Origin of the sequence: Limosilactobacillus reuteri subsp. reuteri (assembly GCF_000016825.1) — a bacterium.
In the GTDB taxonomy this organism is placed as follows: Bacteria; Bacillota; Bacilli; order Lactobacillales; family Lactobacillaceae; genus Limosilactobacillus; species Limosilactobacillus reuteri.
In genome coordinates, this window is the sequence record NC_009513.1 from 1,769,477 (window position 1) to 1,796,165 (window position 26,689).

Consider the following 26,689-nt stretch of genomic DNA (forward strand, 5'->3'; position numbering starts at 1 on the left):
TAATAAGTCACCAGCCTTTACTATTGTTTTACAGTCTGTTTGGTTTTATTTTGTTGAGCTTTCTTTTTACCATGAGCAGCCCCAATAAAATAACAAATAATTCCTGTCCCCAGTGAACCTTGCACAGTAAACAATAAACTTTCGATTTCTCCCGATGGTGGAGTCCAGACAGGATGCGCCCATGCTTTATAACTTGGATCAAATTTCTTTATTTGCTCTGTTCCTTGGTCATCACTCCCGCTATATTCTCCTTTAACAAAAATAAAAGGAATCAATACCAAAAGAATTACACAAATTGCTAGGATAATATTAGTTTTTGTTCGTTTTTTCATTGTAGGGCTGACTCCTTCCATAAATCGTTACTGATTACCAAGTTATAAACAATAACCGTAAGCAATCCTTCTGCTATTGCCAATGGAATTTGAGTAATAGCGTAAATACTTAGGAATTTGATTAGCGCTGCTGCAACTCCACCATTCGGATCAGGGAAAACAATTGCTAATTGAAAAGCGGTAGTTACATACGTAGACCAGTCAGCAAACATCGCACACAAAAATAGTGAAACTGAACGACTAACTTTCATTGCTCGACATAATTTCCAAACTGCATAACCAACAATTGGGCCAACAATTGTCATTGAAAATTCATTAGCACCAAGCGTTGTTATTCCTCCGTGTGCTAATAATAATGCTTGGAACAATAGCACAATAACACCAAGAACCGACATTACTCCAGGGCCAAACAAAACTGTTCCTAGACCAACTCCAGTAGGGTGCGAACAAGAACCAGTTACTGAAGGCAATTTCAATGAAGATAAAACAAAGACAAACGCACCACAAAGGGCCAACATTACCTTGGCATTAGGAACACCAGAATTTACAATCTTATACATTCGATAAAGACCATAAATGAAGAACGGAAGTGACACTGCATACCAGAAAATACACCAGCGTGGCGGAAGCATTCCTTCCATAATATGCATTGCATGAGCTGTGGCAGGATAAGCAAGGGTATAAACTAGTCCAATCATAAGGAAAGTAATAAACTTACGATATTTTTTAATTACTTTTAACATTTTTGTTTCCCTTCTTTAATAAAGCCGTAGAAAAATAAGGCAGTTTGTCATTAATTGAATAATCAATTAATCGTTGCTTCTTTTGTTTTTCCATTGAAGCATTTTCAACAACAATCGTTTTACTCAATAAGTCTCGCTGTTCCAATATCTTATAAACCTGAGCAAACCTAGTAGCAATTTTCATAATTACCACATTATCATTAAGGTCGATTGCTTTTTCCAATTGTGTAATATCAGCAGTCGCTGGAATAATTTCAAGACTTTCTTCATCTAACATTAGGGGAACAGAGAGGCTGGCTGCAATTTGACTGAATGATGAGATCCCCGCAATCGTCTGGATATCAATCCGTTCTGCTAACATTTTCGCAATATAACTAAAAGTGCTATAAACAGATGGATCACCAAGGGTCAAAAAACCAACATTATTATCATTTTTAACATCTTTAGCAATCTCTTCAGCAATTTCTTGCCAGCTTTTTATCTTCTTTTCCCAATCATTAATCATTGGAAAATGTCGTCGCTTTATTTTTAAATTCGCTGGTAAATACGGTGCAGCGATATTTTCAGCTACACTTCTACCACCTTTATGAGCTTGGGGAGCATATAAAATATCAAGCTTTTTTATTGTATTAACTGCTTTTATCGTTAAAAGTTCACTATCTCCGGGGCCAACTCCAATCCCATAAAAACTAGCCATTTTAATCACCTTCTTCGACAACCGGCTTTAGCTTTGCAATAAACATATTTTGAATTTCTGGAAATTCGCCTAATCCCTTCAATACAGGATGGGCGGCTATCCCATTCTCCTTTAAGATACTTTTCCATGATTTGGGATCATCTGAGGCCATATCATTATGCGCATGGTTTCCTGCAACCATCATTAATGGCTGCAAATAAACCTTATTAATATGTGCATGACGAAGACGCTTAATTTCGTCATTAATATCTGGATAACTTTCTACCGCACCTACATAACTTTTTGAACCATATAACATATGATCCAAGCAAGCATAAGTTGTAAAAGCACTATGCGCTGTTCCGTGGCCCATCCATAAAACGGCTTTCCCAGATGGTAAATATTCACTTTGCTTCTGTAGGAATACAACTAAGTGTTGAAAATCTTCAAACGTCTCTAATAAAGGCGCTGTTACTTTAATTTTCAAAAATTTTTCTTTATAACGATTAACCGCATCACATACTAAGTTATATTCAATTCCTGGAATAACATGTAAAGATTGGACATATACTTTTGTGTATCCCTGATCACGTAATTTTGACAGTGCTGTATCGACATCATCAATTCGAATTCCTTCATTTTTTTCAATTCGTTGCCGAACGATTCTAGATGTAAATGCCCTAAAGACGTCATAATCTGGAAACGCAGCCCCAATCGCTTTTTCTGTAGCTCCGATTGTTTTTTGTCGTGTTTCTGGAAATGTTGTTCCAAAACTTACTGCCAAAATTGCCTTTTTAGTCATGCATAAATTCCTCCTTGACCTGAATAACAGTCTTCTTTACGTCTGGTGGACATATAACCACATGACCAAAGCCAGCTTGAATTGCAGCTTGTTGAACTTTTTTCCCCATTGCAAATGCTTTTAACATTGATACTTGTGATAGCTGTTTTTCGCTTAATGAAGCTAAAAAATCATTTATACTAGCAGTACTTGGAAAAATGACAGCACTGAATTCTTTAAGGTCAAACGGTAATACAAGCGACCGTTTCTTCTTTTCATATAAGCTAAGAAAAGTTCCAATATTATATGTTGGTTTACTGCCACCAATTTCAATGGTTCTTTTCACTGGTATATCTTGCGGCATGCCTTTTATTGCTAAGATTCCTGTTTTCTGTAATGCTTGAACTACTCGATGGTTACTGGCAATAATTTTTTTATCTATAAGTTGTCGAACATCAATACCATTCTTTATTAAGAGGGTAATAAATTGATGATAAGCAAGGACATCATCCACAATAATCGCATCGTATTCATCGATAGAAGGAAGAGTCACTTCTAATGGCTCGATTAAAGCACGCTGGTAAAAGTCAGCAGTTGCCCCTAAATCTTCTAATGAATTAAAAAGGCGTTGATGTTCACTAAAAGGAATTAATAAATGCACACCGGTCAATGGTTTATTGATATTTAATTGCTTACTCAATTTAACGACTTGACCTACAACAATTAATGCTGGCGATGAAAGTTGATGTCGAGCAACCAATTCATTGATATTTTCCAAATCGCCAATAACCATCTTTTGTCGCCATTGGGTAGCCCACTGTATTATTGCTACAGGTGTTTGCGATGATTTTCCATGCTCGACTAGCTGTTGACAAATTTTAGGAAGTTGCGCCATTCCCATCAAAAAAACGATTGTCCCTTCTTGATGAGCAATATTTTCCCAGTCCAGTTGCTGACCATTCTTTTTATGATGACCAGTGATAATATGAAAGCTTGAAGCATAGTCACGGTGAGTTATGGGAATCCCCGCTGCAGCTAGCCCAGCAATTGCACTAGTAATCCCTGGAATAACTTCAAAATTAACACCAAACTGTTGTAATACCTGTGCCTCTTCACCACCCCGGCCAAAGACATAAGGATCACCAGCTTTTAGTCGAACGACCTTTTTCCCTTGCTTAGCGTAATCAACTAACATTTCATTGATTTTCGACTGCTTAACCTTATGATGTAGAGGTAATTTCCCAACATCGATCAATTCCGCCTCATTATTTGTAAATGCTAATAACGAAGGATCAATTAACCGATCATACAAGACGATATCCGCTTCATTTAATCGCCGCTTGCCAATTAACGTTAATAATTCTGGATTACCCGGTCCGGCACCTAGAAGTGTTACTCTACCATTCATCGTTTTCCTCCAAGTATTTCTCCAATTCCTGTAAACTCGAAACCATATGTGGATAGCTTATTTGTGGTCGACGAATAATTATGCAGGGAATTCCTAATTGCTGACAAGCAGCTATCTTTTCTTGAACCCCACCTTGGCGACCACTCTCTTTTGTCACCACAATTTTTGCATTGGCATGTTTGAATAATTCTATATTTAAGGCCAGTGAAAACGGACCTTGAATGGCATCAATTTGTGAAGCGACGAAACCAGCATTAGTTAGTTTTTCCATTACTTTAGTTGTCGGTAAAACACGGACATGCAAACGATCAGCCCCTAACTGCTCAGCATAGGTAGGAGCAGTTTTACTACCAGTTGACAAATATATTTTTCCTTTTACCTTCTTTGATATCTGACAAGCTTCTTCTAATGAATTAACCAGTTTAAGATTTGCGTCTTTAATGTAATTATTTGGGCGTTCAAATCTTAAATATGGAATCTTAAGTTTTTGGGCTTCGTTGATTGCTAACTCTGAAATTACCCGAGCAAAGGGATGGGTTGCGTCTAAAATAAGTTTGATATGGTGGCCTTGACAGAATGAGGGGAAATTTTCAGTAGTGAAGGTAATTTTAACAACGTTTTCCGTATGCTTAGCCGCTAACTTAACTCCATAGTCGCTAATGACTGAAATAATAAATGGAACCTTTGCATCCCTTAATACATCTGCTACTTCCAAGCTTTCAGTTGTTCCACCCAATAATAAAATCATAGTGTATAACCTCGTGGAGTAATCATCCGCCCATCTTCAACATAAGTATTCTTGTTACCTACAATTACAATTGAAGTCATATTAATTTCTGTTTCATCAAGATCAGCAATCGTTGTTACCTTATCAACTTCTTTTGGTCGTGCAACATCTTTCCCAATTCCGACAATTGTATCTGGTGACTTATATTTCAATATAATATCAAGGGCTTTTCTTAAGTGATGCGGGCGACCCTTACTCCGTGGATTATAAAGGCAAATTACAAAATCTGCTTTAGCTGCAGCATCAACACGTTCGGTAATAACTTCCCATGGTGTCATCAAGTCACTTAAACTAATATGACAAAAATCATTCATTAACGGCGCACCTAAATGAGCAGCAGCTGCAATACTTGCTGTAACGCCTGGAATTACCTTAATATCAATATGTTGCTCCATTTTACCGGCAAGCTCTAAAATCAAACCAGCCATCCCATAGATCCCAGCATCACCGCTAGAAATAATTGCAACATCTTTCCCAGTTGCCGCAATCTCAAGGGCTTTTTTACAACGTTCAATCTCGCCCCGCATTCCGGTAACAACAAGTTCTTTCCCCTCAATCATATCTTCAATTAGCCGAACATACGTTGCATAACCGACAATTATATGCGTATTTTCAATTACCTCTCGTGCTTCTTCAGTCATTAATTTTTTTGATCCAGGTCCTAATCCAACTACATATAACATTTTCAATTCCTCCTAAACTTCATGCAAGCGACTAAGCGCCAGTGTGATTTCATGATCTGCATACCGCTGTGTTACATTCCGTTCCCCACTAGCATAATCAGCAGCAGCACATGCAACATTACCAACTCCTACCGTCTTTTTTACAAAAGCAGATTCTGGATAATTTTGACTAGCTTCTTGTAACTCTGCAGCTGGATAAAATTCAGCTTTAATCCCTAAGGTGGTTGCTAAATATTGAATTGCTCCTTCATGCCTTTTAATATCAATTGATGCTACTTTAATAAATGATTTCCACAACAATTGATGTTGTTGGCAAAATTCTGTAAAGGCTTGTTGCACCATTGCAATTGTAATATTTTTTCGGCAACCAATTCCCAAGACATTTACCCGGGGAACTACATGAATCACATCAGAACTTTTAGAAAAACCAGTGTGATCTGAAACAATAATTAATGGTACTCCCGATTCATGATCTTTAATCCTAGTTAATACCTTAAATCCACTAAACTGGTTAATGTATTGTGTTAAGTACGGCTCAATAAAGAGTTCTACAACTTTTCCTTCTGCTAAGCGACGATTGATTGCTTTTGTATTTTCTTTAAAGTTGGGATACCATCCATTGACCTTTTTAGCTAAAACATCCAATGATTGAACATTTTCTGTGTCAGTTGCGGTTGTAATTACTGGTTCTGATCTCATTAATCTAGCAATTAACCTTGTCCATTCATTAGCTCCACCGACATGCCCAGAAAGTAAACTAATAACATGCCGTGCTTTTTCGTCCATTACAACAACTGCTGGATCAACTGTTTTATCAATAATCACATCAGCCAATGCACGAACGACAATTCCTGTTGCCATAATGCAAACGATACAATCATATTTTTTAAAAAGATGGTGGATTGTTGCGGTAAAAGCACCTCGTGAATAATAATTTTCATCATCTCGAGCTAAGCGTTGGGGTAAAACAAGGTCTACCTTATATCCTTGTTTTTTTACCCGGCTTTTCAAACTTCTTGCCGTCGAAGCACCACCCTGGGTTAAAGCAATCACAGCAAGGCTTTTCATAATTACTTACTCTTTTTCCGGAACATTGTACTGAAACTTGCATCATATAAATGAGAATAATTATATTCATCACCTAAGAACTTACCAACCATAATCAATGCTGTTCGTCGAATATCGGCATCATGCACTTTTTCAGCGATATCACTTAATGTTCCCCTAACGACCTTTTCATCTGGCCAGGTTGCCTTATAAATAACGGCTGCTGGTGTGTCTTCAGGGTATCCTCCCTCTTCTAATTGCGAAACAACTTTCTTAATGCCTTGAACAGACAAGAAAATTACCATTGAAGTTTGATGTTGTGCTAACGATTTTAAGGATTCCTTCTCTGGCACAGGTGTCCGTCCTGCCATACGCGTAATAATTACACTCTGCGCTACTTCGGGAACCGTATATTCCACGCCCATGCTTGACGCCGCACCAAGGAATGAACTAACACCAGGAACGCATTGATACTCAATATCCCGTTTTTTCATTTCTTCAATTTGCTCACGAATCGAACCATAAATTGAGAAGTCACCAGTTTGTAATCGTACAACTGACTTCCCCTCTTTTACTGCTTCTTCCATTCGGTCCACAATATCGTCTAGTGTCATTTTGGCACTATCATATTTTTCAGCATCTGCTTTACAGTAATTCAATAGGTCCTTATTAATTAACGATCCAGCATAGATTACAACATCAGCTGCTGCCAATAACTTGTATCCCTTTAACGTAATAAGATCTGTTTCACCCGGACCAGCTCCTACAAAACTAACAATTGCCATAATTAATCAATCCTTTCTATTTTTTAGCATTAACAATAATTGTTGGATTGTTTGGTTTAAAGAAATGTCCTTTCCCTAATTGGTGCCAACGCAATACACCAACCTCAACCATTTCAATTTCCTTGAAGCCAGCTGATGTTAATAACTTTTCGACTTGCATTGCGTTTTCAAACAAAATAAAGTTCAGGACTATTGTTCCGTTAACATTTAAATGTGTACTAGCAAACTTAACGATTCCATCTAATTGCGCTCCACTACCACCAACAAAAATTGCATCATATTTCTGATTAGGAATATCTTGGGGAGCGATTCCCTTGATTAAGTTGATATTATGTAAGTTAAACTTATTAATATTTTGTTTGATAATATCAATCCCGGCATTGTTCATTTCAATCGCTGTTACATTTAAGTTTGGAAACTCGCGAGCTGCTTGAATACTGATACTACCTGTTCCAGCCCCAATATCAAGGAAGGTATTCTTATCATTAAGTTCCAATTTATCAATACTGATTGCTCGAACTTCTGATTTTGTCATCGGAACCTTATTTCTTAAAAATTCATCATCACGCATTTGTAATAATCACCACATTCATTTCATATCTTCGTTGCTCAATCGTTGTTTCATCGTATTGCGTTATTTTTTCATCTGGATAGCTTAGCCGTTCTCCAACATAAATTTTGCGGTGCAATCCCCGCTTTTTAATCTCTTGCCCAATTTCAAATGGTCCTAGTTGCTGGTCAGTAACCATGCCGACTTTAGAATGTTGTAATAAGAAATCGAAATCAGGGGTTCGCCCATGACTACTTGTCAAATAGCAATCATTCATTGACAATTCCAACTGGTGGAACATGTACTGAATAGAACTAATTCCAGGAATAATTTTTATTTTTTGATTATGGATGTTAGCAGTTATCCAAGTTCCAATTCCATACAACAGTGGGTCTCCCGATGCTAATAACACATTATTTTGTTCTGGATGTTCTTCAAAATAAGTCTTCAAGGCCGCTAACCGTGGTAAGGCCATTTTTTTACTAGCAGGAACTGCAGGAATTGTCATTAATTGCCGTTTTGAACCAATCACAATATCGGCTTTAGACAAATATTTTGTCATCCCCTGCAAACGATAATTTTCATTACCAGGACCAATTCCTAATACCACTATCATTGCCACTCATCCTTAATCTCTTGTACTGGTTTACTTGCCGCTAAAAAACCACTTTCTCGTGAAAAAATCACTGCATCAATCTCAATATGTGGTTCTCGATGTGCTAAAAGTTTTTCTGTCCGCTTTTTAATTTTGTCAACAATAATTTGGTAAACATCCTGATAGCCAGCTTGATTAATAAGCTTAATCATAGAAATAGTAGTTAAGCAGTTATTAATTTTTTGCAAAAATTCAGTCGGCACGCCACCCATTAACGCAAGATTTGCAACCATAATCTCTGCTCGTGCATCAGCATCTTTGCTATGAGTTGAGAAAATTCCTGCAGCAACTTTGATCATTTTGCCAAGATCACCAACGATTAAAACTTTATTGAACTTTAATCGTTGTGTTTCATGGAGAACATAACCAACAAAGTTACTCATTTGGACAATCTTGTCATCAGCAATTCCTAGCTCATCTTTAGCAAAATCTTCTCCATAATTTCCCGGTACTAAAACAATTGCTTTATCGCCCCGTTTACGATGAATATTCATTTCAATTGAAATTGAATGTTTCCAACTTGATTCAGACATTGGAGTAACGACCCCACTGGTTCCTAGAATGGAAATTCCACCAACAATTCCAAGTCGCGGGTTGTAGGTTAATTTGGCTATTTTTTCGCCTTCTGGTACAGAAATAACAATATTTGCACCAAGATTAGATCCTAGCTCTTTTCGTGCCGCTTCTTTAATCACTCGCCGCGGTGTAGGGTTAATCGCTGGTATCCCTGGCTTATTCGCTAATCCTTCTTTAGTTACGCGCCCAACTCCTTTTCCACCATCTAAATGAATTTCATCATCAGAACGTAAACTAACTTTGGCAAAGATGAGTGCTCCATCTGTTGCATCTTGATCATCACCACCATCTTTTTTTATGGCGCAACTGGCTGCATTTTTATCAAAGTCAGTTTGCTCAACATCAAAGATTGCAATCTTTCCATTGGCAGCATGAACAGTAACCGTTTCTTGTGGTTCCTGATTCAGCAAAGTCCTAATAGCAGCTACAGTTGCCGCGGTAGCAGTAGTGCCAGTTGTAAAACCCTTTCGTAATTTTCGCCCATTGTAATAAACAAAATTATCCTCAGAGTTATTATTTGGTGTGACGGCCATACTCATCACCTAAATTCTTAATATCCATGTTATACATCACTGCATTAATAAGGGCTGCGGCAAGATTACTCCCGCCTTTTCGCCCTAGAGCAGCAATTGCTGGTATATTTGATTCATATAAAGCTTGCTTACTCTCAGCAGCCTCAACAAAGCCAACTGGAACACCAATTACAGCAGCCACTTTAAGCTGCTCATCATTAACGAGTTCAATGATTTTACAAAGAGCAGTTGGTGCATTTCCAACAATAAATATCTTTTCTCGTGGATCGTTAGCAGCAATTTCAACAGCCGCCATTGAACGAGTAATCCCCTTTTCTTGGGCTAATTGAATTACACGCGGGTCCCGGATTAAGCAATGATAATCAACACCTAATTTATCAAGGCGCCGTTTGTTAATTCCTGATAAAGCCATTGTAGTATCGGTATAGATAACACCATGATTTAATATGACATGTTTTAATTTATTTAATACATCATGCGTAAATTTTAAATTTTTCAAATAATCAAAATCTGCTGTCGTATGAATTGCCCTTTTGATTACTGCTTCTTGTAATGGACTATCAAATTTATAATGCGGATCAATTTTGTCGATCTCTTCTTGAATGATTTGAAAACTTCTATCCGTTATTTTATGAGGTACTGTAATATAGCTTTCTTTTTCCATTTTCTTCACTTCCAAACTATTAAGAATCGTATAAGTTCAAATCCACATAATCCCAGGAATGATGTAAGGTACAACATTGTAATCGTTCTTTTTAAATGCCAATTTGCAGCAATTACAAGATGATCATTACCGATGTAAGGCTTTTTAACCAATTCGCCAAAATAATAATGTGGACCACCTAATTGCAAATGTAAGGCACCTGCAACAACAGCTTCACTAAAAGCACTATTAGGACTTAGATGCTTCTCACAATCACGTTCACCTACAGCAATTGCCTCCCGAGTGTCATCACGTAACAACCAACTGCTAATAATCAGTAGTAACCATGTGATTCGTGCTGGAACATAATTTGCAATGTCATCAATTCGGGCAGATACCTCCCCAAAAGCGCGGAATTTTTCATTCTGATAACCAATCATCGAATCTAAAGTATTTATGGCTTTATACATTATTCCTAAAACTGGACCACCAATTACCAAAAAGAACAGTGGCGCGATTACACCATCACTAGTATTTTCGGCAACTGTTTCAATCGTTGCTTTTGTTACCTCTTCAGCACTTAATTGATTAGTATCACGTCCTACAATCATCCCCACCTGCTGGCGAGCTTTATTTAAATTATTTTGTTGAAGACTTTTCATAATTTTTTCTGCTTCAATTGCCAATTGACGCATAGAGAGGCAAGTATAGCAAAGGTAAGTTCCAACGATCATATAGAGATAATAATTAATTGCCGCAAATCGCATCAATATATATGTAATTAATCCTGACCCACCAACCGTTATTAGCCAAGTCAAAGCGCCAAACCACTTCTTTCTTTTCGTTGAATAGTTTGAACGATTAAATTTCTTAGTTAGGTACGCGATTAAATGACCCATTGCTTTAACTGGATGCGGCCACGAATGAGGGTCACCAAGTAAAAAATCAAAAATGAATGCTAGTATAACCATTATTAGGATATTCATTGCACATCAGCTCCTAAATTATTTAAAAACTGTATGAATAGCTTTGGATTCTGATAAAAATGAACATGTAGATAACTGGCAAAAGTTTTTCTAATCTGATAACCTCCCGACCAAGTATCAACAATTTGGTTATCACGAACCTTTTTCATAAGCAAAACTGGCTTTAATTGCTGATCTAATTGCTTAAACATAGAATGATGAAATTCATGACCAACAATCTTTTGCCCTCTATTCCCTAACATACAATCTACTTGGGTATAAGCTTCACAGTAACCAAATCTTTTAAGTCGCGGTGTCATCTCACTCATACCATCAAAAATTCCTACCATTGGAAATTCATTTTCTCCTTGCTTTAATACCTTGCCAAGATACATTAAGCCACCACACTCTGCATAAATTGGCTTATTTGCTTGCGAAAACTCATAGACTTCTTTCTTTAAGAATTCATTAGCTGCCAATCGGGAGGCAAACTCTTCAGGATATCCGCCACCAAAGTACAAAGCATCTACATCCGGTAAATGATTGTCAGAAATTGGGCTAAATGGAATTAACTCTATGCCTGTTTTTTCAAGAAGGTGAATGTTATCAGCATAATAAAAATTAAATGCTTTATCTTTCGCAATTCCTAGGCGAAGTCTTGTTTTGGGAATATTAAATGGATCAACAACTTTCTCACTAACCGAGGTAGCTAATGATAGTAGTTTTTGCAAATCAACATGGGCCTTTACATCTTCAGCAACCTTAGCAATTTTTTTATCAACATTCGGCAACTCATCATCAGGAACTAACCCTAACTGTCGAGAAGGTAAGCTGATGGTTGAGTCATGAGGTAAATAACCCAAAATTGGGAGATCGAGGTAACGATGAATCGCCCCAGCAATTAGTTTGTAATGATTTTCACTCATCACATTATTAATGATGACTCCCTTTATCGGTACCTTTTTATCAAAGTCAATAAAGCCCTTTAAGATTGCTGCAGCCGATGTCGATGTTGCTCTAGCATTAATAACTAAAATAACTGGGATATTTAATTGTTTAGCAATACTAGCTGTTGAATAAGCATCTTTATCCGTTCCTAAACCATCATAGAGTCCCATAACGCCTTCAATAATTCCTAAATCAATATTTTCCGTATTAGCAGTAAAAAGATAGTTCAAAACTTGTGGATCAGGTACAAGATAGTTATCAAGATTTCGAGTTGGACGATTAGTTATTCTTGTATGAAATTTTGTATCGACGTAGTCTGGACCAACTTTATACGATTGAATTGTATATTTTTCATTCAAAGCTTTTAAAATGCCTAAAACAGCAGTAGTTTTTCCAGACCCACTTGTTACACCAGCAATTAGAACTTTTTTCATTACAGCTCACGTCCTAACACTTGTTTTAATGTCTTGACTAATAGAATATTATCTTGTGGGCCCTTAACTGCCACTCGATAGTATTGTCGGCCCAGCCCAGCGTAATCATCACATTGGCGAATCAAAATACGGTGACGAATAAGCTTTTCTCTTAATTCCAAATCATTGCTTTTAAATAAAAAGAAGTTAGTAGCACTTGGAAAAACCTTTATTTCAGGTATTGCTTGTAACGCTTGATATAGTGCAGGTTGCTGAATATTTAACCAATCATGAGTTAATTTAATATATTTTTTTGCTCTAAACATATTTTGACCAAAAACATCCGCAATCCCATTTACCGACCAAGTGTTTTCTTGAACTTTAAGTAAAGTCTTTAATTTTTTATTTTTTGTAATACAATATCCCAATCTTAATCCTGGAATTGCAAAAAATTTAGTAGCCGCCCGGATAATATAAACACGGTCGTCAGCTTCAAGTTCATTAATAAGACTTTCTTGTTCGTTAACAGTTAGGTCAATAAAGGCTTCATCCAAGATCAAAAGGCGATGATGTTGATTACAAAAGTTAACTAAGTTCCGAAGATCTTTTAGTGCTATTATTTGACCAGTTGGATTGTTAGGACTTGCTAAACAAATAATTGTAATTTCACGATGCGCTTTTAGTTGTTCAATCATCGCCTGTACATCACATGAAAAATTATTTTTTTCGTATAATTGATAATGGTGAACTTTTATTCCAACACGCTTAAAAAGTCGCTCATATTCACCAAACGTAGGCGCTAGGACTAACGCATCCGTTGCCTTTTCTGCTCGAATTGTCTCATCCAAGACTTCCGATGCTCCATTACCGACAAACACATCATCACTATTGACATTAAAATGATTAGCGATTGCTGCTTTCAATTCTGGATACTCTGGATTTGGATAGACTTCAATATTAGCAAATGATTGAACTAATACGTTCCATAAATCTGACGGAAACCCCAGAGGATTAATATTTGCACTAAAGTCTTTAACCTCTTCAATAGGAATATTCAATTGAGTAGCAACTTGCTCGATATTCCCACCATGATGAATATTATTTTTCAAAAAATCACCTACTAAAATCAAAGAAAACGTTTTCTAACTTTTTCACCTATAAAATTACGATGTTTAACTTGATAGTTCAATACTTAACAACGCATAAGACGAATAAGCGATATTAGTGTTTGAATATGTAAAAAAAACATTAACTATCTTTTCTTGCAGTCCTTATTTTGGTGTTTTTTTGTTATATTATTTGTATTTTTTTATAATTTCGCTTTTCAATTAGTATTCAGTTCTTGTAATAGTGATTTCTTTGCTGGATTTTGAAAAAATTAGTATTATTTAATAGATTATGATGAAAGCGTTATTATAATCTGCCTTTTTAAGACCCGAAATGTCAATTTAAATTAGAAAAAAGTTGAAAGCTGTTCTTCTGTGACATAACTCATGAATACTTCTAGTGGTGTACGATAATTAAGAGACTTTCGTGGGATATTGTTGCGACGGTGCATTAGCTGAGTGACTAGTTCGTTTGGTAAATGGCGAAAATCTAGCTTTTTGCTAAGACCGTCACGACGCAAGATGCCGTTATTATTTTCGTTTAACCCTCGTTGATTGGGAGCACCGACTTCCGCAAAATAGGTATGAAGATCATACTTATTGGCTATCTCTCGCCATCCAGCAAATTCTTTCCCATTATCAAAAGTAATTGATTTAACAAAGTGACGTGGCAGTTTAGCGAGCCATTGGTCAAGCTGGCAATTCACTGCTTCGTCTGTTTTATGATGAATATTAAGGACAATCATTACTTTGGATTGTCGCTCTACTAGCGTCATTACCGCTCCGCGGTGAGCTTTACCTTGAACTGTATCAGCTTCAAAGTGTCCAAATTCATGTTGGTAATGCGGAAAATCACGATATCGTTGATAGATACTGCGTCCTAATTGGCCAGCTTTACCACGATGTTCCACATAGCCATTGGGATGGCGTTTTCCTTTCATCGGTAGCTGTTTAACGGAAAAGCCATACTGATTGCGGGCAAACATGCGATAGAGGGTGCGCATACTGCAACTAATCGGGTGTTCATGACGACCAATAATAGTATCAGGAGTCCAACCAGCCTTGATTTGTGCATGGATATAGTTAACCTCGATAGTTGGCAGTTGGGTCTGCTTCCGACCACAACGACGTTTATGACGCTGATAAGTCTGAAGATATTGGTCGATGGTTTTACCGTTATTGAGGAAACGATAAACACGATAGATGGTTTCTTGACTACGTTGAAGTAATTTAGCGGCCCGATAAGCTTTAGTGCCTTGATACCAAAAATCAGCTATGAGAGTTAATTCGCGTGTGGTAAGATGTTTATAGGTCATTTGTGATTGCCTTTCTTTTGATTAGGGATACTCAAAAGTCTATCACAAATGGCTTTTTATTTTTTCTAACTTAATTTTACAAACAGCGAGATAAAATAAAGCAAAATAATTGAGAGGACAGATAAGCAGTGAAGATTTATACAAAAAATGGTGATAAAGGGCAAACTAGGATTATCGGCAAACAAATTCTCTATAAAAATGATCCACGGGTCGCAGCATATGGTGAAGTTGATGAATTAAATTCTTGGGTTGGTTATACAAAATCTTTAATTAATTCGCATACTCAAGTACTATCCAATGAATTAGAGGAAATCCAACAGTTATTGTTTGATTGTGGCCATGATTTAGCAACGCCAGCAGATGATGAACGTCATTCTTTTAAATTTAAACAAGAACAACCAACAGTTTGGCTAGAAGAAAAAATCGATAATTATACTCAGGTTGTTCCAGCAGTAAAGAAGTTTATTCTTCCTGGCGGCACTCAGCTAGCATCTGCTCTTCATGTAGCACGAACTATTACTCGACGCGCTGAACGTCAAATTGTTCAATTAATGCGTGAGGAACAAATTAATCAAGATGTGCTAATTTTTATTAACCGTCTTTCAGATTATTTTTTTGCAGCAGCTCGGTATGCTAACTACTTAGAACAACAACCAGATATGTTATATAGAAACAGTAAAGACGTTTTCCGCTAAAGGTATTTATACAAAAAAGAACCGAGATTTTTTCATCTCGGTTCTTTTTATGGTTCTACAATATTATTGAATTGTGGACGAGTTTCAAGATAACTTTTAGCGAATGGGCAGTTAGCTTTTAACTTACTATCAGCTCCTTCAACCAGCCACATTAGTAAGGTCATAATCTCATTTGCTAATCCCTGACCACGATATTTCTCATTAACTTGAACTTCTTCAATTGCAATAATCTTATTTTTTAGATTTCTTAACTCAATTGTTGCAATTTTCTCGCCATCATCATTTAGTAAAGCTAGTTCTCCAGGTTGATAACTAAACTTATAAGTCATATCGACACACGATTGATGTGACAAGCTACTCTCATTGATAAATTGCTCAAAACTCTTAATATCATCTCGTAATCTTTTAGCTAATTTTGGATCATGATTATCACCATTTTTAAAGACTGATTGAACATTACTAATTGCAATCGTACAATTCATTACTTTCATTCCAAGGTAGCGGAGCACTTGATGAAGATGGGCATTCGCTATTATTCCACCTTTTTCTCCAGCTGAATCAGTAATCACCAAAACAGGTTTTCCTACCAAATGTTGATTTGGCGAAGGAACAGAGAGAATATCTAGTGCATTCTTTAATCCACCAGGTAACGAATAATTGTATTCCTGCGTCACTATTAATAACGCATCAACACTATCAACTGCTTTACGAAAAGCGTTCCATTCAATTGGCGTATTTTGATGTTCAAAATCAGGATTGTAAAATGGCAACATGGAATATTTCAGTTCCACAAATTGTAAGTTACTTGGTAATGAAGTAAAATACTCCGCAATTTTTCTACTATAAGAATTGACACTTAGACTACCAATTAATACGCCAACCTTTACCATTTTATCATCCCTTCTCTATATTTACTTTGAGGCAGTTTTTACTAACCCTTCTGCAAACTTGTTCAAACGCTCTATATCTTCTTCATATGGTTCAAGATCAATTTTTACTTTTTCTGCTCCTGACGTGGCACCAGCTTTCTTGAAGGCATCATCAAAATGATCCACAGTCGTATTGAAATACTCTCCATAAAATTTATCACCGGAACCAGCAACGCCATAGACTTTGCCAGTTAAATCTGTTGATTGTAAATCATCATAAAAATCAAGCCCTTCTTCTGGCATTGCCCCCTCATCATATGTATAAGCACAAACAACTAAAATGTCAGCCTTCATAAAATCTGCTACATCAGTTTGTGATATCTCAGACTCTGTCACTTTAACATTTAAATTAGTCAAACTATCACATACAATGTTTGCTACTTCCTCATTATTACCAGTCATCGTGGCATAAACTACATGTGCTGTTAGCATCTATAATTCCTCACTAATCTTTTTTTATCTATGGCTATGTGTAACCGCTTTTATTATAATACAGATAAATAGTATATTTTTGTAGAATTGGTGGAGGTATTTAATTATGAAACGAACTATGTTTATCGGAGCAATAGCATGTGGTAAAACAACCCTTACTCAACGATTAGAAAATCAACAAATTAAATATAATAAAACACAAGCAATTGAATTTTCATCAAATATTATTGACACACCAGGAGAATATATGGAGCATCATAATATGATGAGCACGTTACGTGTAACCTCGATGGATGCTGATATAGTTGTTTTATTACAAAGTGCGGTTGACAAACGACTTGTTTTCCCGGCTGGCTTCTGTTCAATGTTTTCGAAACCTACTTTAGGTGTAGTTACAAAGATTGATCTTGTAAAAGACCCTGCCGACATTGAATATTCCAAGAATCTTCTGTTAAGCGCTGGGGTAAAGAAGGTAATTCCTGTTTCGGCAGTTGAAAATATTAATATCGATAAATTAGTTGCTGAACTTAATTAAAAATTCTAATAAGGTGATTAATTAAATGACTATTCCAAATAATATATAAACCCGCTAAAACATAAACAATTTTGCTTCCAAAATTACCATATTTTTCCAACAAATATGCCACAGGTTTTATTAAAACAAATTGTTTTCCTAATAGAATTAATAGGACTGAACAAATTTCAAAAATTATTCCTACGTATATAATCTGACTCCAACTAAGGTTAACCACCAATGGAATATAAACAGCAAGATTATCTCCACCAAGGCTTAAACAAAACAGAAGTAATGAGAGAAAACTTGTATTAGTTGTCTTTTTTTCGTCATCCTGTTCAAAAAGCGCTATAAAGATTAAAATAATGCCCATAAATCCTGTAATCCAATCTGGAAATAGAAATGCTAGCCCTTTTCCTAAAATTACCCCAAAGATCCATAAAATAAGCGTTGCTACTCCAAAGCCAATAATCGGTAACCGGTAATTATAGTTTCGTAAAAGAAATAATAGTGCAATAAACGTATCAATATTAAGTCCCACAAATATCAAAAGAATTGTAATAAGACTCATAATATCATCGTCCCTATGAACGGTCGATTATAATAACATATTCGTTGCTGCTTTAATGCCGGATTCAATTGGATCTTACTAATACTTAGATTATTGGGATTTTTGAATGAAGTCCCATCAATATTCTCAAGACACAACGAAATGATATTTTTTATTATCCAGCCATGTGTAATTATTAAAATATTTTGTTGTGGATACTTATAAGAAGTATCCAATAAAAATGACCATATTCGTGCACGAGCATGTTCAAAGTTTTCGCCTTGATTTATCAAAATTGAATGTGGTCGCACGTCATTCGTTTCAACATCAAAATACATCGAATACTGTTGCTTTAATTTACTAATATCTGCCCCATTCCATTTACCGTAAGATATTTCTGCTAGACGTTCATCAACCTGCAACTTAATATTAGTCGTAGCACAAATTATTTGCCCCGTTTTTACTGCTCGCCTTAACGGACTTGTATAGACATAATCAATTTGATTATTATCAAACAATTTTTGATAATTCGCTGCTTCCAGCATTCCCTGTTTGGTCAGACTTGTTAATCTATCATTTAATGTACCTTGGATATAATTTAATCGATTAGCATAGGTTTCCCCGTGACGAATTAAAAAAAAGTTGTCATTATTACCATCCACCTATAAGAATTATGTATGTTAAAGAGGCTATTCAATTCTAGCCTCTTTTTTAGCCATTATTATATCAATGGCTTTTAATTTTTACTAAGCCTAAATTCACTTTGTCAGATATAAGTATCTTAGTTGTTCAACCATTGAATCACTGATTTGTAACACATCTTTTAAGTAAGAGGTCATTCCACCATATTTATTATTAATAAGAGAGATTGCTTGATCATAATAACACCTATTTGCTGTTGAAAGATCGTAAATTGAGTGAAGATAATTATCACCTAGGTTATTTTTTATAGCATAACGTAATCGTTCTTTTATCCTTTTTGTTGATGCTTTATTAGTTAAAATATAATCTTGATAAATTATATCTACTGGAACTTGTAGAAGACTTAGTAAATAAATTGCTCCTAAACCAGTACGGTCTTTCCCCGCAGAGCAATGAAATAAAACACCACCCTGCGCTGAATGTAGGCATAATTTTTTAATAAAGGTGTGAAATGCTTCTTGTGCTTTCTCATCAGTGACAAATTGACAATATACTTCCATCATGCGATTAAAACCCGCTTGTGGATCCTTTGAAAAACTTTTTCGTGCTTCAGCAATACTAATATTACTTTCAGTAAGGTCATTCTCAAAGACCGGTATCCGAATATAATTCATCAATGATGTTAATTGGTCGGGATAAAAAGCTACTTCGGAAGTTGAACGAAAGTCAATAATTGTCCTAATACCATATCCATAAAGTTTTCTTTGCTCATTATGTGTAAAATAGGAGAGATGCGCAGAACGAACAAGATTATTCCATTTCAGACTTTCGCCATCAATAGTTCTATAACCACCAAGATCTCGAAAATTAAATCCATTTTCAAACGCTAGAATTCGCTGATGATTCGCCATATTGCATCTCCCTCCTTTCTAAAAAGTGTATTCATCTACTACACGTTAGCGTAAATGAATACACTTCTAATGTTATGTTCGTGTAATTTCAGGAACATCAAACCCCAGTAACGTTTGTAGCTTATCAACCACATGACGCAAAGCTGATTCAATTTCAGAAACTTCTCCCACAATTACAACCGAGCCACTAAATCGATCAATGAACCCTAGAGTAACATTACTCGACTTTGTAGCAATATCCCCAGCGATAATTGAGGCTTCACTTGGCGTTATTGTCAAAATACCAAGCGCATTTTTAGGAGTTTGTATCCCTAATTTCTCATAAATGTCTGGCGTAGGGTTAGCAACGATATGTGCTAATGTTACCTGTTTACCCGGAACATATTCTTGAATTGTCCGTTTGATATCCTGCCTAGCCATAGTATCATCCCCATTTTATTGCTGAGTTACATTCATTACATCACGGGCAATAATTATTTCTTCGTTAGTTGGAATAACAGCTATTTTAACCTTACTATCAGGTGCTTCAATGCTTAGCTCATTATTTTTATTTTTCTCTTCGTCAATTTTGACTCCAAGATAGTCTAAATTCTTACAGATCTGACTTCTAATATAAGCAGCATGTTCACCAATTCCGGCTGTAAATACTAATGTATCCAATCCATCAAGATCCGTTGTATATGCTCCAATATATTGTTGAATTGAATGTACAAATACATCTAAAGCTAATTGTGCCCGTTCGTTACCGTTTTTAGCCGCACTTTCAATCTCACGTTCATCATTAGAAATCCCAGATAAGCCTTTAAGCCCTGAGTCTTCATTCATTATTCGACGCATTTCATGTGAATCAATATTGAGTTCTTCTTCAAGAAAAGGAATAATTTCTGGATCAATATCTCCACATCGCGTTCCCATCACTACACCTGCTAACGGAGTAAAGCCCATTGAAGAGTTAACCGACTTTCCATCTAAGATCGCCGAAACGCTTGATCCATTTCCCAAATGACACGTGATCATACGACGAGTCTTTTCTTTACCAAAAAGTTCACGCGCTTTTTCTGACACATACTGATGTGAAGGGGCATGGAACCCGTAGCGCCTAATTTGATACTTTTCATAAAACTCATATGGCAAAGCATACATATAAGCTTTCTTAGGGATTGTATGATGAAATGAATTATCGAAAGTAACTACTTCCTTGGCATCTGGAAGAAACTTTTCAAAGGCTTTTATCCCTGCTAGTCCATTTGGATTATGCAGAGGTGATAACACCTTCAATTCATCAATCCGTTTTTCAACTTCTGGAGTGACTGCCACTGCATGAGTATAGTAACTTCCGCCATGAGAAATCCGGTGACCAACACCATAAATTTCTGACTTATCCTTAACAACCCCACTAGACATTAAAACATCAATAATATGGTCAATTGCCTCTGAGTGGTTTTTTAAAGGGATTTGTCTTGTCTCGTTAGTTTTATCAGTTTTATATGAAAGCTGACTTGTCGAAGAACCAAGATTTTCAGCAGAACCACTAATTAATAGTTTCTCCTCTGGCATCAAGTAAAGTTTGAACTTAATTGATGAACTACCAGAATTAATTGCAAGTATTTTTTTTGACATCAAATCACTCCAAATAAACTAAATTAACGAATTATTGCTTCGTAAACCATCTTCAGATCATTATCTGAAGGAACAACTGGATTGCCAGGGAATGTTGCATCTTTCTTCGCATTTGCAACAACAGTATCAGCTAATTCTTCAGCTTTAGCAGGATCAACACCGAATGCTTGAAGAGTCATTGGACAATTCATTTGTCGTGCCATTTCCCTAATTTTAGCAATTAGTCGCTTTACTGCAAGACGATCGCCTACTCCAGGAGCAGCAATTCCAGCTTTCTTAGCAGCAATTGCAAACTTATGCAATGCCTCTTCACTATGTTCAGCATTATATGCGATAACATATGGCAAGAGCATTGTATTTGCTAAACCATGGGGAACGTGGAAATTAGCTCCCAATTGATGCGCAATTGAGTGGCAAATCCCTAATCCAGCAATATTAAATGCAGTTCCGGCAATATTTGATGCTTCATGAACAATCTTACGAGCATCCACATTATCGCCGTGACGATAACACTCAACTAAATGTTTAATAACGGCATCAATTGCTTCTTCTGATAATGCAACTGTGAATAAATTTGCATCCTTAGCAACCAAAGATTCAAGTGCATGTGTTAAAACATCCATTCCTGAATATGCAGTTACACTCTTAGGAGCAGTCATAACTAGTTTAGGATCTAGTAAAGCACAATCAGGTGTCAAATAATCTTCCAAAATAGGAATTTTACGATGTTCTTTCGTATCAGAAATAACCGCAGTATTCGTAACTTCTGAACCAGTACCACTCGTTGTTGGAATAGCAATATATTCATTGATCTTGCACTTGCCCAACTTTTCACCAAAGAAACGAATTCCCTTACCAGTATCCAAAGCTGATCCGCCACCGATACCAATCACAATTGTTGGTTTAAGTTTAAGGAATTGTTGAACCCCTTCCATAATCTTATCTAGTGGAGGATCGGGGACAACATCAGAGAAAATTTCACACTTATTATTATCCTTAATGTGACTCTCAATTTCTTTTAAGGTATCACTACCAGGCAAGAAAGAATCACAGACTAATAAAATACGTTCATTATTAAGTGTCTCTAGTTCTTTCAAACTATCTGTTCCCGAATAAATCCGGGTTGGCATACTATATTTTTCCATTGGAATTATGCCTCCCATTAATACCAGTTACGTACTGAGAATCCTTGTGGTGAGTTCAAACGAACCCGACGAGTAAATGTTCGTGCAGTACATGTTCCTTCACCAGTTGGCGTAGCAATTGTTAATGCTGAAGCACCTGAGTGAGCTCCATTATCTGCAACACCTGTACCAACATAGGATGGGCCATTAACAACAAAGATTGAACATTGCATCCGGTGAGCAGCATTATTAATATGCTTAAGGTTATTGGAATGAATAGTAGCTGTGTGATGGTTACCTTTTTCAACTTCAACAGCAGTCTTCAAAACATCATCAAATGTTGGACAAGAAACAACTGGTAAAATTGGCATTAACATTTCAGTCATTACTAATGGATGTTCCTTAGGAAGTTCACAAATAATTTCAACTGGGTGGCCTGTGTAAGGAATATTAGCTTGGTCTAAGATATAAGTTGCATCCTTACCAACAAATTTACGATCAGGAGCACCATTTTCTTGGATACACATATCAGCTAATTTATCGGCTTGTTCACGGTTAACTACAAAGGCACCTTCATCTTGCATCTTACGAATTAATTCATCTTTAATGCTACTTTCTGCAACTACTTCCTTTTCAGCAGTACATAAAATATCATTATCAAATGAAGCAGATGTAATGATATTATGAGCAGCTAAATCAATATCAGCAGTAGCATCAACCATTGCAGGAGGATTACCAGGACCAGCACCAACCGCTTTCTTACCACTGGTCATTGCTTGGTGAACAACAGCTGGGCCACCAGTTACTGCTAACATTGCAATGTCGGGGTGCTTCATCATTTGTTGAACTGATTCAATTGTTGGTGTTTCAATACTTACAACTAAATTATGAAGGCCTGTTGCATCTGCAATAAAATCGTTCATCTTTTCAATTGTCCAGCGAGTAACATTCTTTGCGCCAGGGTGAGCACCAAAGTAAAGAGTATTACCACCGGCAAGCATCATGATCGCATTAGCAATTACAGTTTCTGAAGGGTTTGTACTTGGGCCAACCGCACCAATAACACCATATGGTAACCGTTCATACATAACCATCCCACCGTCACCGTTTTCTACAACTGGTTCAAGAATCTCGGGACCAGGAGTGTTGTACAAGGCATTGTTTAACTTAGCAATTTTGGCCTCTACTGTTCCCATTCCTGTTTCTTCTTTGATATCTTTAGCCATTTTTTCAATATATGGGCGGAATCCTTCCTTAATGGCATCAATCACTTGTTGGCGAACAGCAATTGGCTTATCCCGATATATTTCTTGAGCAGCTTTTGCAGCAGCAATTGCATCATTGACATTAGTGAAAATTCCGCGATGACCATTATCAGTAGTAGCTGCAACGTTTGCACTTGAAGAGCTGGCATTATCTAGTTCTTCGGCAAGAATTTTGCGTACAGCACTTTCAATATCATTAATCTGCATATCTACTTACTCTCCTTCAAAAATTCTGCAACAGCAGCTTCACAAATTGATTGATCTTCTTCAACCAATCCACCACTAACACCAATCGCTCCAATAATTTCATCGTTAATCTTCAATGGAATACCACCTGCAAAAGATGCTAACTTACCATCAAGCATTGTTTCCATTTGATATAATCCGGCACCTGGTTGGATATCCTTACTAATATCCTTGGTAGGTTCCTTCATTGCTAATGCTGACCATGCCTTTTTAGGAGCTAAAGTACAACTTACTAAATTAGCATTTGGCATATGGTAGCTCATTTGCAATACTTGATCAGCTTTCATAATAGCAATTGTTACTCCAACACCCAATTCATTAGCACGAGCTACAGCCGCATCGATTACTTTTTCCATTTTGTGCCGATCAAATAGATTTTTAGAAGCATTATTCTTGATTACGTTTTCAACAATCTTACTAATTTGTTCCTCGTTCATTCTTAACGCACATCCTTTTCTTCTTGATAACGTTTGTAAATTTTTAACACGTCATCAGTTACACTATTTAATAAATCTTCATAGTCTTCATCACGCGCTACAATATATAAAAAATCCGACAAACGATTAATATATCTTTCTAGCTCTGGACGAAATTTTACATTCTTTGATAGCCGCACAAATAGTCGCTCTGCACGACGACAGATTGTTCGACAAATATGAAGTTGTGCACCCGCAGTACTCGAACCAGGTAAGATAAAACTATGAACAGGTGGCAGTTTTGATGTATATTCATCAATAACCTTTTCAAGTTTTCGAGTATCTTCATCAGTAATAATCTTACTTTTATCAGTAAAATACTGCCGTTTTTCTGTCGCTATCTCACCTTGAAGGAAAAACATTTTATATTCGATCTCTTGTAAAAGCTTCTTATTACGTTTACTTTCACAGAATTTATCTGCCAAACTAATATTAGCGTTTAATTCATCAAAAGTTCCATAAGTTTCAACTCGTAATGAATCCTTAGGTACCCTCGTTCCATCGAATAAACTTGTTTCTCCCTTGTCACCACCTTTTGTGTAAATAGCCATTTTGATGCCTCCAATGCACACTACTTATCAAAACGGTCAATTATTCCAACTATCGTACAGTCATTAACGTCCCTTACTTGATCCTCATCACGCTCTTTATCAGCACGTCTTGCACCAGCACCACGAACTATTAATACATTATCACCAATCCCAGCATTTACTGTATCAGCGGCAACTTGTTCAAATCGAACTGGTTGTTGGTCGGAATTAATCTGTTGAACTATCATTAGTTTCTTTCCAACTAAGGATGGATCCTTTTGGGTTGCAACAACACTACCTACTACTCTCGCCATATACAATTTTCTTCAGTCCTAATCTTTATTTTAATTTTTTTATAGTTACAGATATCAAGTGCTTCATCTGTAATATGTTGCTTTTGATATCTAACAAGAATCGATTTATCTGGTTTAGCAGCTATCTCTTCTCTGGTAATAATCCGATTATAACTGGCAATTACTGGCGATTCGTTATTTACAACAAACAAGATCGGCCAGTCCAAAATCATCATCCGTGGAATAAAATTAACCATCTGTTCATTAATTAAAAAGTAAAATTTAACATCATAGCTAATTCCTTCTAACACCCATTTAACCCAAGCGTTAGTCTTTTCCATTGAATATAAGTCCGTTATTAACTCAATCGAAATATCTTTTAGAATAACTTTTCCGTTTCTCAAAAAAATCTGTTCACTAGGCGGGGCAACTTGATGATTAAAAGTAACTTCAACGCTCGTATGCTTTCGTTCTTCTAATCGTTGCATAACCTGTTGTACTAGGTTATCCATCTATTCACCCCCTTATTAGTTTCTCAAAAAGTTAGTTTTTCTTCTTGATAATAACTTTTCCGAAAGAATTATTACCTAGTCCGACATTAGCTGCATTGGCTTCATCAGTATCAATATGCATTTCAAGGACAAAGTCTTCACGAGGGCGAGCAACTACGTCATCAAAAATGGTTTTACGTCCACCATCGCCATCTACTTCAACCTGCATTGAATCACCGAGCTTTACGCCAAAGCGCTTGGCATCTTCTAAACTCATGTGGATGTGTCGCTTTGCAACAATTACACCTTGAATTTCAATTTCCGCATATGGTGACCGAACCTTAATTGAAGGGGTGCCATCAAGATCACCAGACATTCTAATTGGAGCATCAATTCCTAGTGTAAAGTTTTCTGAACGGGCAATTTCTACCTGTGAGTGTGAACGGTATGGCCCCATTAGACGAACATGTTCAATGGTGCCTTTGGGCCCGATCAGATCAACAGTTTGCTTTGCAGCAAAGTCCGCATGTTGACGAAGTTTCTTTAGCATTTCAATCTTTTGACCAGGGAATAGCTTTTGAAAGTCTTCTTCCGTCAAATGTACATGGTGATTTGAAACACCAATTGGAACTAGGTTAGGATTAAGTGTTTCTCTAACAATCGTCCGGATAAGTGTTCTTAAATGTTCTTCATCCATACGTAATCTTCCTTTTTATTAAAATTTTCTATTCAGCGTCTGAATCTGATCCACCTGGTAAAATCTTTTCAACTTCTTCATGTGGACGAGGAATTACGTAAGACGATACAACTTCGCCGACACCTTCAGCAGCTTGTACACCAGCATCAACGGCAGCCTTTACAGCACCAACATCACCACGAATCATAACAGTTACCAATCCACTACCAATCTTTTCTTGGCCAGTTAATGTTACATTAGCAGCCTTTACCATTTGATCAGCAGCTTCAATAGATGCAACTAATCCGCGTGTTTCAATCATTCCTAAAGCGTTATTCATAGTTATTT

Annotated in this window: 34 protein-coding genes; 2 read left to right on the plus strand and 32 right to left on the minus strand. The window is 36.5% G+C overall.

The window, feature by feature from the left end:
* Positions 1-20: 20 nt before the first annotated feature.
* From LREU_RS08910 to LREU_RS08990, 17 genes are all read right to left on the minus strand, one after another.
* Positions 21-332, minus strand: coding sequence for an energy-coupling factor ABC transporter substrate-binding protein (locus tag LREU_RS08910; protein ID WP_003669130.1), 312 nt, complete (start codon positions 330-332; stop codon positions 21-23).
* The gene (locus LREU_RS08915) at positions 329-1,075 is read right to left on the minus strand and encodes an energy-coupling factor ABC transporter permease (protein ID WP_003669133.1); all 747 of its coding nucleotides are present in this window, start codon (positions 1,073-1,075) and stop codon (positions 329-331) included. The genes LREU_RS08910 and LREU_RS08915 overlap by 4 nt, the downstream gene beginning before the upstream one ends.
* Positions 1,059-1,772, minus strand: a complete 714-nt coding sequence (locus tag LREU_RS08920; RefSeq protein WP_011953573.1) for a cobalt-factor II C(20)-methyltransferase — start codon at positions 1,770-1,772, stop codon at positions 1,059-1,061. The genes LREU_RS08915 and LREU_RS08920 overlap by 17 nt, the downstream gene beginning before the upstream one ends.
* Before the next feature lies 1 nt (position 1,773).
* Positions 1,774-2,553, minus strand: a complete 780-nt coding sequence (locus tag LREU_RS08925; protein ID WP_003669137.1) for a sirohydrochlorin cobaltochelatase — start codon at positions 2,551-2,553, stop codon at positions 1,774-1,776.
* A complete protein-coding gene (cobA, locus tag LREU_RS08930) occupies positions 2,546-3,940 on the minus strand; it encodes a uroporphyrinogen-III C-methyltransferase (RefSeq protein WP_003669140.1) in 1,395 nt (464 codons plus the stop codon). Before cobA ends, LREU_RS08925 begins: the two co-directional genes overlap by 8 nt.
* Positions 3,930-4,688, minus strand: a complete 759-nt coding sequence (gene cobK / locus LREU_RS08935; protein WP_003669141.1) for a precorrin-6A reductase — start codon at positions 4,686-4,688, stop codon at positions 3,930-3,932. The genes cobA and cobK overlap by 11 nt, the downstream gene beginning before the upstream one ends.
* Positions 4,685-5,410, minus strand: a complete 726-nt coding sequence (gene cobJ, locus LREU_RS08940; protein ID WP_003669143.1) for a precorrin-3B C(17)-methyltransferase — start codon at positions 5,408-5,410, stop codon at positions 4,685-4,687. Before cobJ ends, cobK begins: the two co-directional genes overlap by 4 nt.
* A 12-nt stretch (positions 5,411-5,422) precedes the next feature.
* Positions 5,423-6,478 carry a cobalt-precorrin 5A hydrolase gene (locus LREU_RS08945; RefSeq protein WP_003669144.1) on the minus strand — a complete coding sequence of 352 codons (1,056 nt, stop codon included), beginning with the start codon at positions 6,476-6,478 and terminating at the stop codon, positions 5,423-5,425.
* Between the two features lie 2 nt (positions 6,479-6,480).
* Positions 6,481-7,242, minus strand: a complete 762-nt coding sequence (locus LREU_RS08950) for a cobalt-precorrin-4 methyltransferase (protein ID WP_003669146.1) — start codon at positions 7,240-7,242, stop codon at positions 6,481-6,483.
* Positions 7,243-7,258: 16 nt separating this feature from the next.
* Positions 7,259-7,813, minus strand: a complete 555-nt coding sequence (locus LREU_RS08955) for a decarboxylating cobalt-precorrin-6B (C(15))-methyltransferase (protein ID WP_003669148.1) — start codon at positions 7,811-7,813, stop codon at positions 7,259-7,261.
* Complete coding sequence (locus LREU_RS08960) at positions 7,806-8,408, minus strand: cobalt-precorrin-7 (C(5))-methyltransferase (RefSeq protein ID WP_003669150.1); 603 nt, start codon at positions 8,406-8,408, stop codon at positions 7,806-7,808. Before LREU_RS08960 ends, LREU_RS08955 begins: the two co-directional genes overlap by 8 nt.
* Positions 8,405-9,556, minus strand: coding sequence for a cobalt-precorrin-5B (C(1))-methyltransferase CbiD (cbiD, locus tag LREU_RS08965; RefSeq protein WP_003669151.1), 1,152 nt, complete (start codon positions 9,554-9,556; stop codon positions 8,405-8,407). Before cbiD ends, LREU_RS08960 begins: the two co-directional genes overlap by 4 nt.
* The gene (locus LREU_RS08970) at positions 9,537-10,220 is read right to left on the minus strand and encodes a cobalt-precorrin-8 methylmutase (protein WP_011953574.1); all 684 of its coding nucleotides are present in this window, start codon (positions 10,218-10,220) and stop codon (positions 9,537-9,539) included. The genes cbiD and LREU_RS08970 overlap by 20 nt, the downstream gene beginning before the upstream one ends.
* A gap of 5 nt (positions 10,221-10,225) precedes the next feature.
* On the minus strand, positions 10,226-11,185 hold the full coding sequence (cbiB, locus tag LREU_RS08975) for an adenosylcobinamide-phosphate synthase CbiB (protein WP_003669155.1): 960 nt from the start codon (positions 11,183-11,185) through the stop codon (positions 10,226-10,228).
* Positions 11,182-12,546 carry a cobyrinic acid a,c-diamide synthase CobB gene (locus LREU_RS08980; protein WP_003669156.1) on the minus strand — a complete coding sequence of 455 codons (1,365 nt, stop codon included), beginning with the start codon at positions 12,544-12,546 and terminating at the stop codon, positions 11,182-11,184. Before LREU_RS08980 ends, cbiB begins: the two co-directional genes overlap by 4 nt.
* Positions 12,546-13,634 carry a threonine-phosphate decarboxylase CobD gene (gene cobD, locus LREU_RS08985; RefSeq protein ID WP_011953575.1) on the minus strand — a complete coding sequence of 363 codons (1,089 nt, stop codon included), beginning with the start codon at positions 13,632-13,634 and terminating at the stop codon, positions 12,546-12,548. The genes LREU_RS08980 and cobD overlap by 1 nt, the downstream gene beginning before the upstream one ends.
* A gap of 344 nt (positions 13,635-13,978) precedes the next feature.
* Positions 13,979-14,947, minus strand: a complete 969-nt coding sequence (locus LREU_RS08990; protein ID WP_003667110.1) for an IS30 family transposase — start codon at positions 14,945-14,947, stop codon at positions 13,979-13,981.
* A gap of 128 nt (positions 14,948-15,075) precedes the next feature.
* Between LREU_RS08990 and LREU_RS08995 the strand changes: the two genes are divergently transcribed.
* Entirely contained in the window at positions 15,076-15,642 is a 567-nt protein-coding gene (locus LREU_RS08995) for a cob(I)yrinic acid a,c-diamide adenosyltransferase (protein WP_003669160.1), read from the plus strand.
* 47 nt (positions 15,643-15,689) lie between these two features.
* On the opposite strand, the gene LREU_RS09000 is transcribed toward LREU_RS08995, so the two are convergent.
* The gene (locus LREU_RS09000) at positions 15,690-16,532 is read right to left on the minus strand and encodes a GNAT family N-acetyltransferase (RefSeq protein WP_003669162.1); all 843 of its coding nucleotides are present in this window, start codon (positions 16,530-16,532) and stop codon (positions 15,690-15,692) included.
* Between the two features lie 21 nt (positions 16,533-16,553).
* Complete coding sequence (locus LREU_RS09005) at positions 16,554-17,003, minus strand: flavodoxin (protein WP_003669164.1); 450 nt, start codon at positions 17,001-17,003, stop codon at positions 16,554-16,556.
* Between the two features lie 106 nt (positions 17,004-17,109).
* Here LREU_RS09005 and LREU_RS09010 point away from each other — a divergent pair, with 106 nt between their 5' ends.
* The gene (locus LREU_RS09010) at positions 17,110-17,538 is read left to right on the plus strand and encodes a EutP/PduV family microcompartment system protein (protein WP_003669166.1); all 429 of its coding nucleotides are present in this window, start codon (positions 17,110-17,112) and stop codon (positions 17,536-17,538) included.
* Here the strand turns inward: LREU_RS09010 and LREU_RS09015 are convergent.
* From LREU_RS09015 to LREU_RS09075, 13 genes are all read right to left on the minus strand, one after another.
* Positions 17,531-18,088: a cadmium resistance transporter gene (locus LREU_RS09015; protein WP_003669167.1), complete on the minus strand. Its 558-nt coding sequence runs from the start codon at positions 18,086-18,088 to the stop codon at positions 17,531-17,533. The two genes, LREU_RS09010 and LREU_RS09015, sit on opposite strands and share 8 nt — an antisense overlap.
* A complete protein-coding gene (locus tag LREU_RS09020) occupies positions 18,085-18,729 on the minus strand; it encodes a histidine phosphatase family protein (protein ID WP_003669169.1) in 645 nt (214 codons plus the stop codon). Before LREU_RS09020 ends, LREU_RS09015 begins: the two co-directional genes overlap by 4 nt.
* A gap of 96 nt (positions 18,730-18,825) precedes the next feature.
* Positions 18,826-19,620 carry a tyrosine-protein phosphatase gene (locus LREU_RS09025; RefSeq protein ID WP_003669170.1) on the minus strand — a complete coding sequence of 265 codons (795 nt, stop codon included), beginning with the start codon at positions 19,618-19,620 and terminating at the stop codon, positions 18,826-18,828.
* Between the two features lie 72 nt (positions 19,621-19,692).
* Positions 19,693-20,040: a BMC domain-containing protein gene (locus tag LREU_RS09030; RefSeq protein WP_003669173.1), complete on the minus strand. Its 348-nt coding sequence runs from the start codon at positions 20,038-20,040 to the stop codon at positions 19,693-19,695.
* Between the two features lie 15 nt (positions 20,041-20,055).
* A complete protein-coding gene (locus LREU_RS09035) occupies positions 20,056-21,240 on the minus strand; it encodes an acetate/propionate family kinase (RefSeq protein ID WP_003669174.1) in 1,185 nt (394 codons plus the stop codon).
* A 23-nt stretch (positions 21,241-21,263) separates the two neighbouring features.
* Positions 21,264-22,385, minus strand: a complete 1,122-nt coding sequence (locus LREU_RS09040) for a 1-propanol dehydrogenase PduQ (protein ID WP_011953576.1) — start codon at positions 22,383-22,385, stop codon at positions 21,264-21,266.
* 17 nt (positions 22,386-22,402) lie between these two features.
* The gene (pduP, locus tag LREU_RS09045; protein WP_003669177.1) at positions 22,403-23,836 is read right to left on the minus strand and encodes a CoA-acylating propionaldehyde dehydrogenase PduP; all 1,434 of its coding nucleotides are present in this window, start codon (positions 23,834-23,836) and stop codon (positions 22,403-22,405) included.
* Between the two features lie 2 nt (positions 23,837-23,838).
* A complete protein-coding gene (locus tag LREU_RS09050) occupies positions 23,839-24,312 on the minus strand; it encodes a GlcG/HbpS family heme-binding protein (RefSeq protein WP_003669179.1) in 474 nt (157 codons plus the stop codon).
* 2 nt (positions 24,313-24,314) lie between these two features.
* Positions 24,315-24,902 carry a cob(I)yrinic acid a,c-diamide adenosyltransferase gene (locus LREU_RS09055; protein WP_011953577.1) on the minus strand — a complete coding sequence of 196 codons (588 nt, stop codon included), beginning with the start codon at positions 24,900-24,902 and terminating at the stop codon, positions 24,315-24,317.
* A gap of 20 nt (positions 24,903-24,922) precedes the next feature.
* Positions 24,923-25,195, minus strand: coding sequence for a EutN/CcmL family microcompartment protein (locus LREU_RS09060; protein WP_003669182.1), 273 nt, complete (start codon positions 25,193-25,195; stop codon positions 24,923-24,925).
* Positions 25,183-25,686, minus strand: a complete 504-nt coding sequence (gene pduM / locus LREU_RS09065; RefSeq protein ID WP_003669184.1) for a PduM family microcompartment protein — start codon at positions 25,684-25,686, stop codon at positions 25,183-25,185. Before pduM ends, LREU_RS09060 begins: the two co-directional genes overlap by 13 nt.
* A 31-nt stretch (positions 25,687-25,717) precedes the next feature.
* Positions 25,718-26,362, minus strand: a complete 645-nt coding sequence (locus LREU_RS09070) for a phosphate propanoyltransferase (RefSeq protein ID WP_003669186.1) — start codon at positions 26,360-26,362, stop codon at positions 25,718-25,720.
* A gap of 28 nt (positions 26,363-26,390) precedes the next feature.
* The gene (locus LREU_RS09075; RefSeq protein WP_003669187.1) at positions 26,391-26,681 is read right to left on the minus strand and encodes a BMC domain-containing protein; all 291 of its coding nucleotides are present in this window, start codon (positions 26,679-26,681) and stop codon (positions 26,391-26,393) included.
* Positions 26,682-26,689 lie beyond the last annotated feature (8 nt).

What these genes read in the sequence shown, in the direction of transcription:
- LREU_RS08915 (WP_003669133.1), bottom strand. Translation starts at nt 1,075, where the DNA reads ATGTTAAAAGTAATTAAAAAATATCGTAAGTTTATTACTTTCCTTATG.
- LREU_RS09055 (WP_011953577.1), bottom strand. Translation starts at nt 24,902, where the DNA reads ATGGCTATTTACACAAAAGGTGGTGACAAGGGAGAAACAAGTTTATTC.
- LREU_RS08970 (WP_011953574.1), bottom strand. Translation starts at nt 10,220, where the DNA reads ATGGAAAAAGAAAGCTATATTACAGTACCTCATAAAATAACGGATAGA.
- LREU_RS08950 (WP_003669146.1), bottom strand. Translation starts at nt 7,242, where the DNA reads ATGGCAATTGTTAGTTTTGTAGGAGCTGGTCCGGGTGAAACAGATCTT.
- LREU_RS08955 (WP_003669148.1), bottom strand. Translation starts at nt 7,813, where the DNA reads ATGCGTGATGATGAATTTTTAAGAAATAAGGTTCCGATGACAAAATCA.
- LREU_RS08990 (WP_003667110.1), bottom strand. Translation starts at nt 14,947, where the DNA reads ATGACCTATAAACATCTTACCACACGCGAATTAACTCTCATAGCTGAT.
- LREU_RS08925 (WP_003669137.1), bottom strand. Translation starts at nt 2,553, where the DNA reads ATGACTAAAAAGGCAATTTTGGCAGTAAGTTTTGGAACAACATTTCCA.
- LREU_RS09075 (WP_003669187.1), bottom strand. Translation starts at nt 26,681, where the DNA reads ATGAATAACGCTTTAGGAATGATTGAAACACGCGGATTAGTTGCATCT.
- LREU_RS08980 (WP_003669156.1), bottom strand. Translation starts at nt 12,546, where the DNA reads ATGAAAAAAGTTCTAATTGCTGGTGTAACAAGTGGGTCTGGAAAAACT.
- LREU_RS09005 (WP_003669164.1), bottom strand. Translation starts at nt 17,003, where the DNA reads ATGCTAACAGCACATGTAGTTTATGCCACGATGACTGGTAATAATGAG.
- LREU_RS09050 (WP_003669179.1), bottom strand. Translation starts at nt 24,312, where the DNA reads ATGAACGAGGAACAAATTAGTAAGATTGTTGAAAACGTAATCAAGAAT.
- LREU_RS09035 (WP_003669174.1), bottom strand. Translation starts at nt 21,240, where the DNA reads ATGTCAAAAAAAATACTTGCAATTAATTCTGGTAGTTCATCAATTAAG.
- cobK (WP_003669141.1), bottom strand. Translation starts at nt 4,688, where the DNA reads ATGATTTTATTATTGGGTGGAACAACTGAAAGCTTGGAAGTAGCAGAT.
- cobA (WP_003669140.1), bottom strand. Translation starts at nt 3,940, where the DNA reads ATGAATGGTAGAGTAACACTTCTAGGTGCCGGACCGGGTAATCCAGAA.
- LREU_RS09000 (WP_003669162.1), bottom strand. Translation starts at nt 16,532, where the DNA reads ATGGTAAAGGTTGGCGTATTAATTGGTAGTCTAAGTGTCAATTCTTAT.
- LREU_RS08910 (WP_003669130.1), bottom strand. Translation starts at nt 332, where the DNA reads ATGAAAAAACGAACAAAAACTAATATTATCCTAGCAATTTGTGTAATT.
- pduP (WP_003669177.1), bottom strand. Translation starts at nt 23,836, where the DNA reads ATGCAGATTAATGATATTGAAAGTGCTGTACGCAAAATTCTTGCCGAA.
- LREU_RS09010 (WP_003669166.1), top strand. Translation starts at nt 17,110, where the DNA reads ATGAAACGAACTATGTTTATCGGAGCAATAGCATGTGGTAAAACAACC.
- pduM (WP_003669184.1), bottom strand. Translation starts at nt 25,686, where the DNA reads ATGGATAACCTAGTACAACAGGTTATGCAACGATTAGAAGAACGAAAG.
- LREU_RS08920 (WP_011953573.1), bottom strand. Translation starts at nt 1,772, where the DNA reads ATGGCTAGTTTTTATGGGATTGGAGTTGGCCCCGGAGATAGTGAACTT.
- LREU_RS09015 (WP_003669167.1), bottom strand. Translation starts at nt 18,088, where the DNA reads ATGAGTCTTATTACAATTCTTTTGATATTTGTGGGACTTAATATTGAT.
- LREU_RS08945 (WP_003669144.1), bottom strand. Translation starts at nt 6,478, where the DNA reads ATGAAAAGCCTTGCTGTGATTGCTTTAACCCAGGGTGGTGCTTCGACG.
- LREU_RS09060 (WP_003669182.1), bottom strand. Translation starts at nt 25,195, where the DNA reads ATGGCGAGAGTAGTAGGTAGTGTTGTTGCAACCCAAAAGGATCCATCC.
- cbiB (WP_003669155.1), bottom strand. Translation starts at nt 11,185, where the DNA reads ATGAATATCCTAATAATGGTTATACTAGCATTCATTTTTGATTTTTTA.
- LREU_RS09025 (WP_003669170.1), bottom strand. Translation starts at nt 19,620, where the DNA reads ATGGCGAATCATCAGCGAATTCTAGCGTTTGAAAATGGATTTAATTTT.
- LREU_RS09040 (WP_011953576.1), bottom strand. Translation starts at nt 22,385, where the DNA reads ATGGAAAAATATAGTATGCCAACCCGGATTTATTCGGGAACAGATAGT.
- LREU_RS09070 (WP_003669186.1), bottom strand. Translation starts at nt 26,362, where the DNA reads ATGGATGAAGAACATTTAAGAACACTTATCCGGACGATTGTTAGAGAA.
- LREU_RS09030 (WP_003669173.1), bottom strand. Translation starts at nt 20,040, where the DNA reads ATGGCTAGGCAGGATATCAAACGGACAATTCAAGAATATGTTCCGGGT.
- LREU_RS08960 (WP_003669150.1), bottom strand. Translation starts at nt 8,408, where the DNA reads ATGATAGTGGTATTAGGAATTGGTCCTGGTAATGAAAATTATCGTTTG.
- cbiD (WP_003669151.1), bottom strand. Translation starts at nt 9,556, where the DNA reads ATGGCCGTCACACCAAATAATAACTCTGAGGATAATTTTGTTTATTAC.
- cobJ (WP_003669143.1), bottom strand. Translation starts at nt 5,410, where the DNA reads ATGTTATATGTAGTTGGATTAGGACCTGGATCAAAAAAATTAATGACT.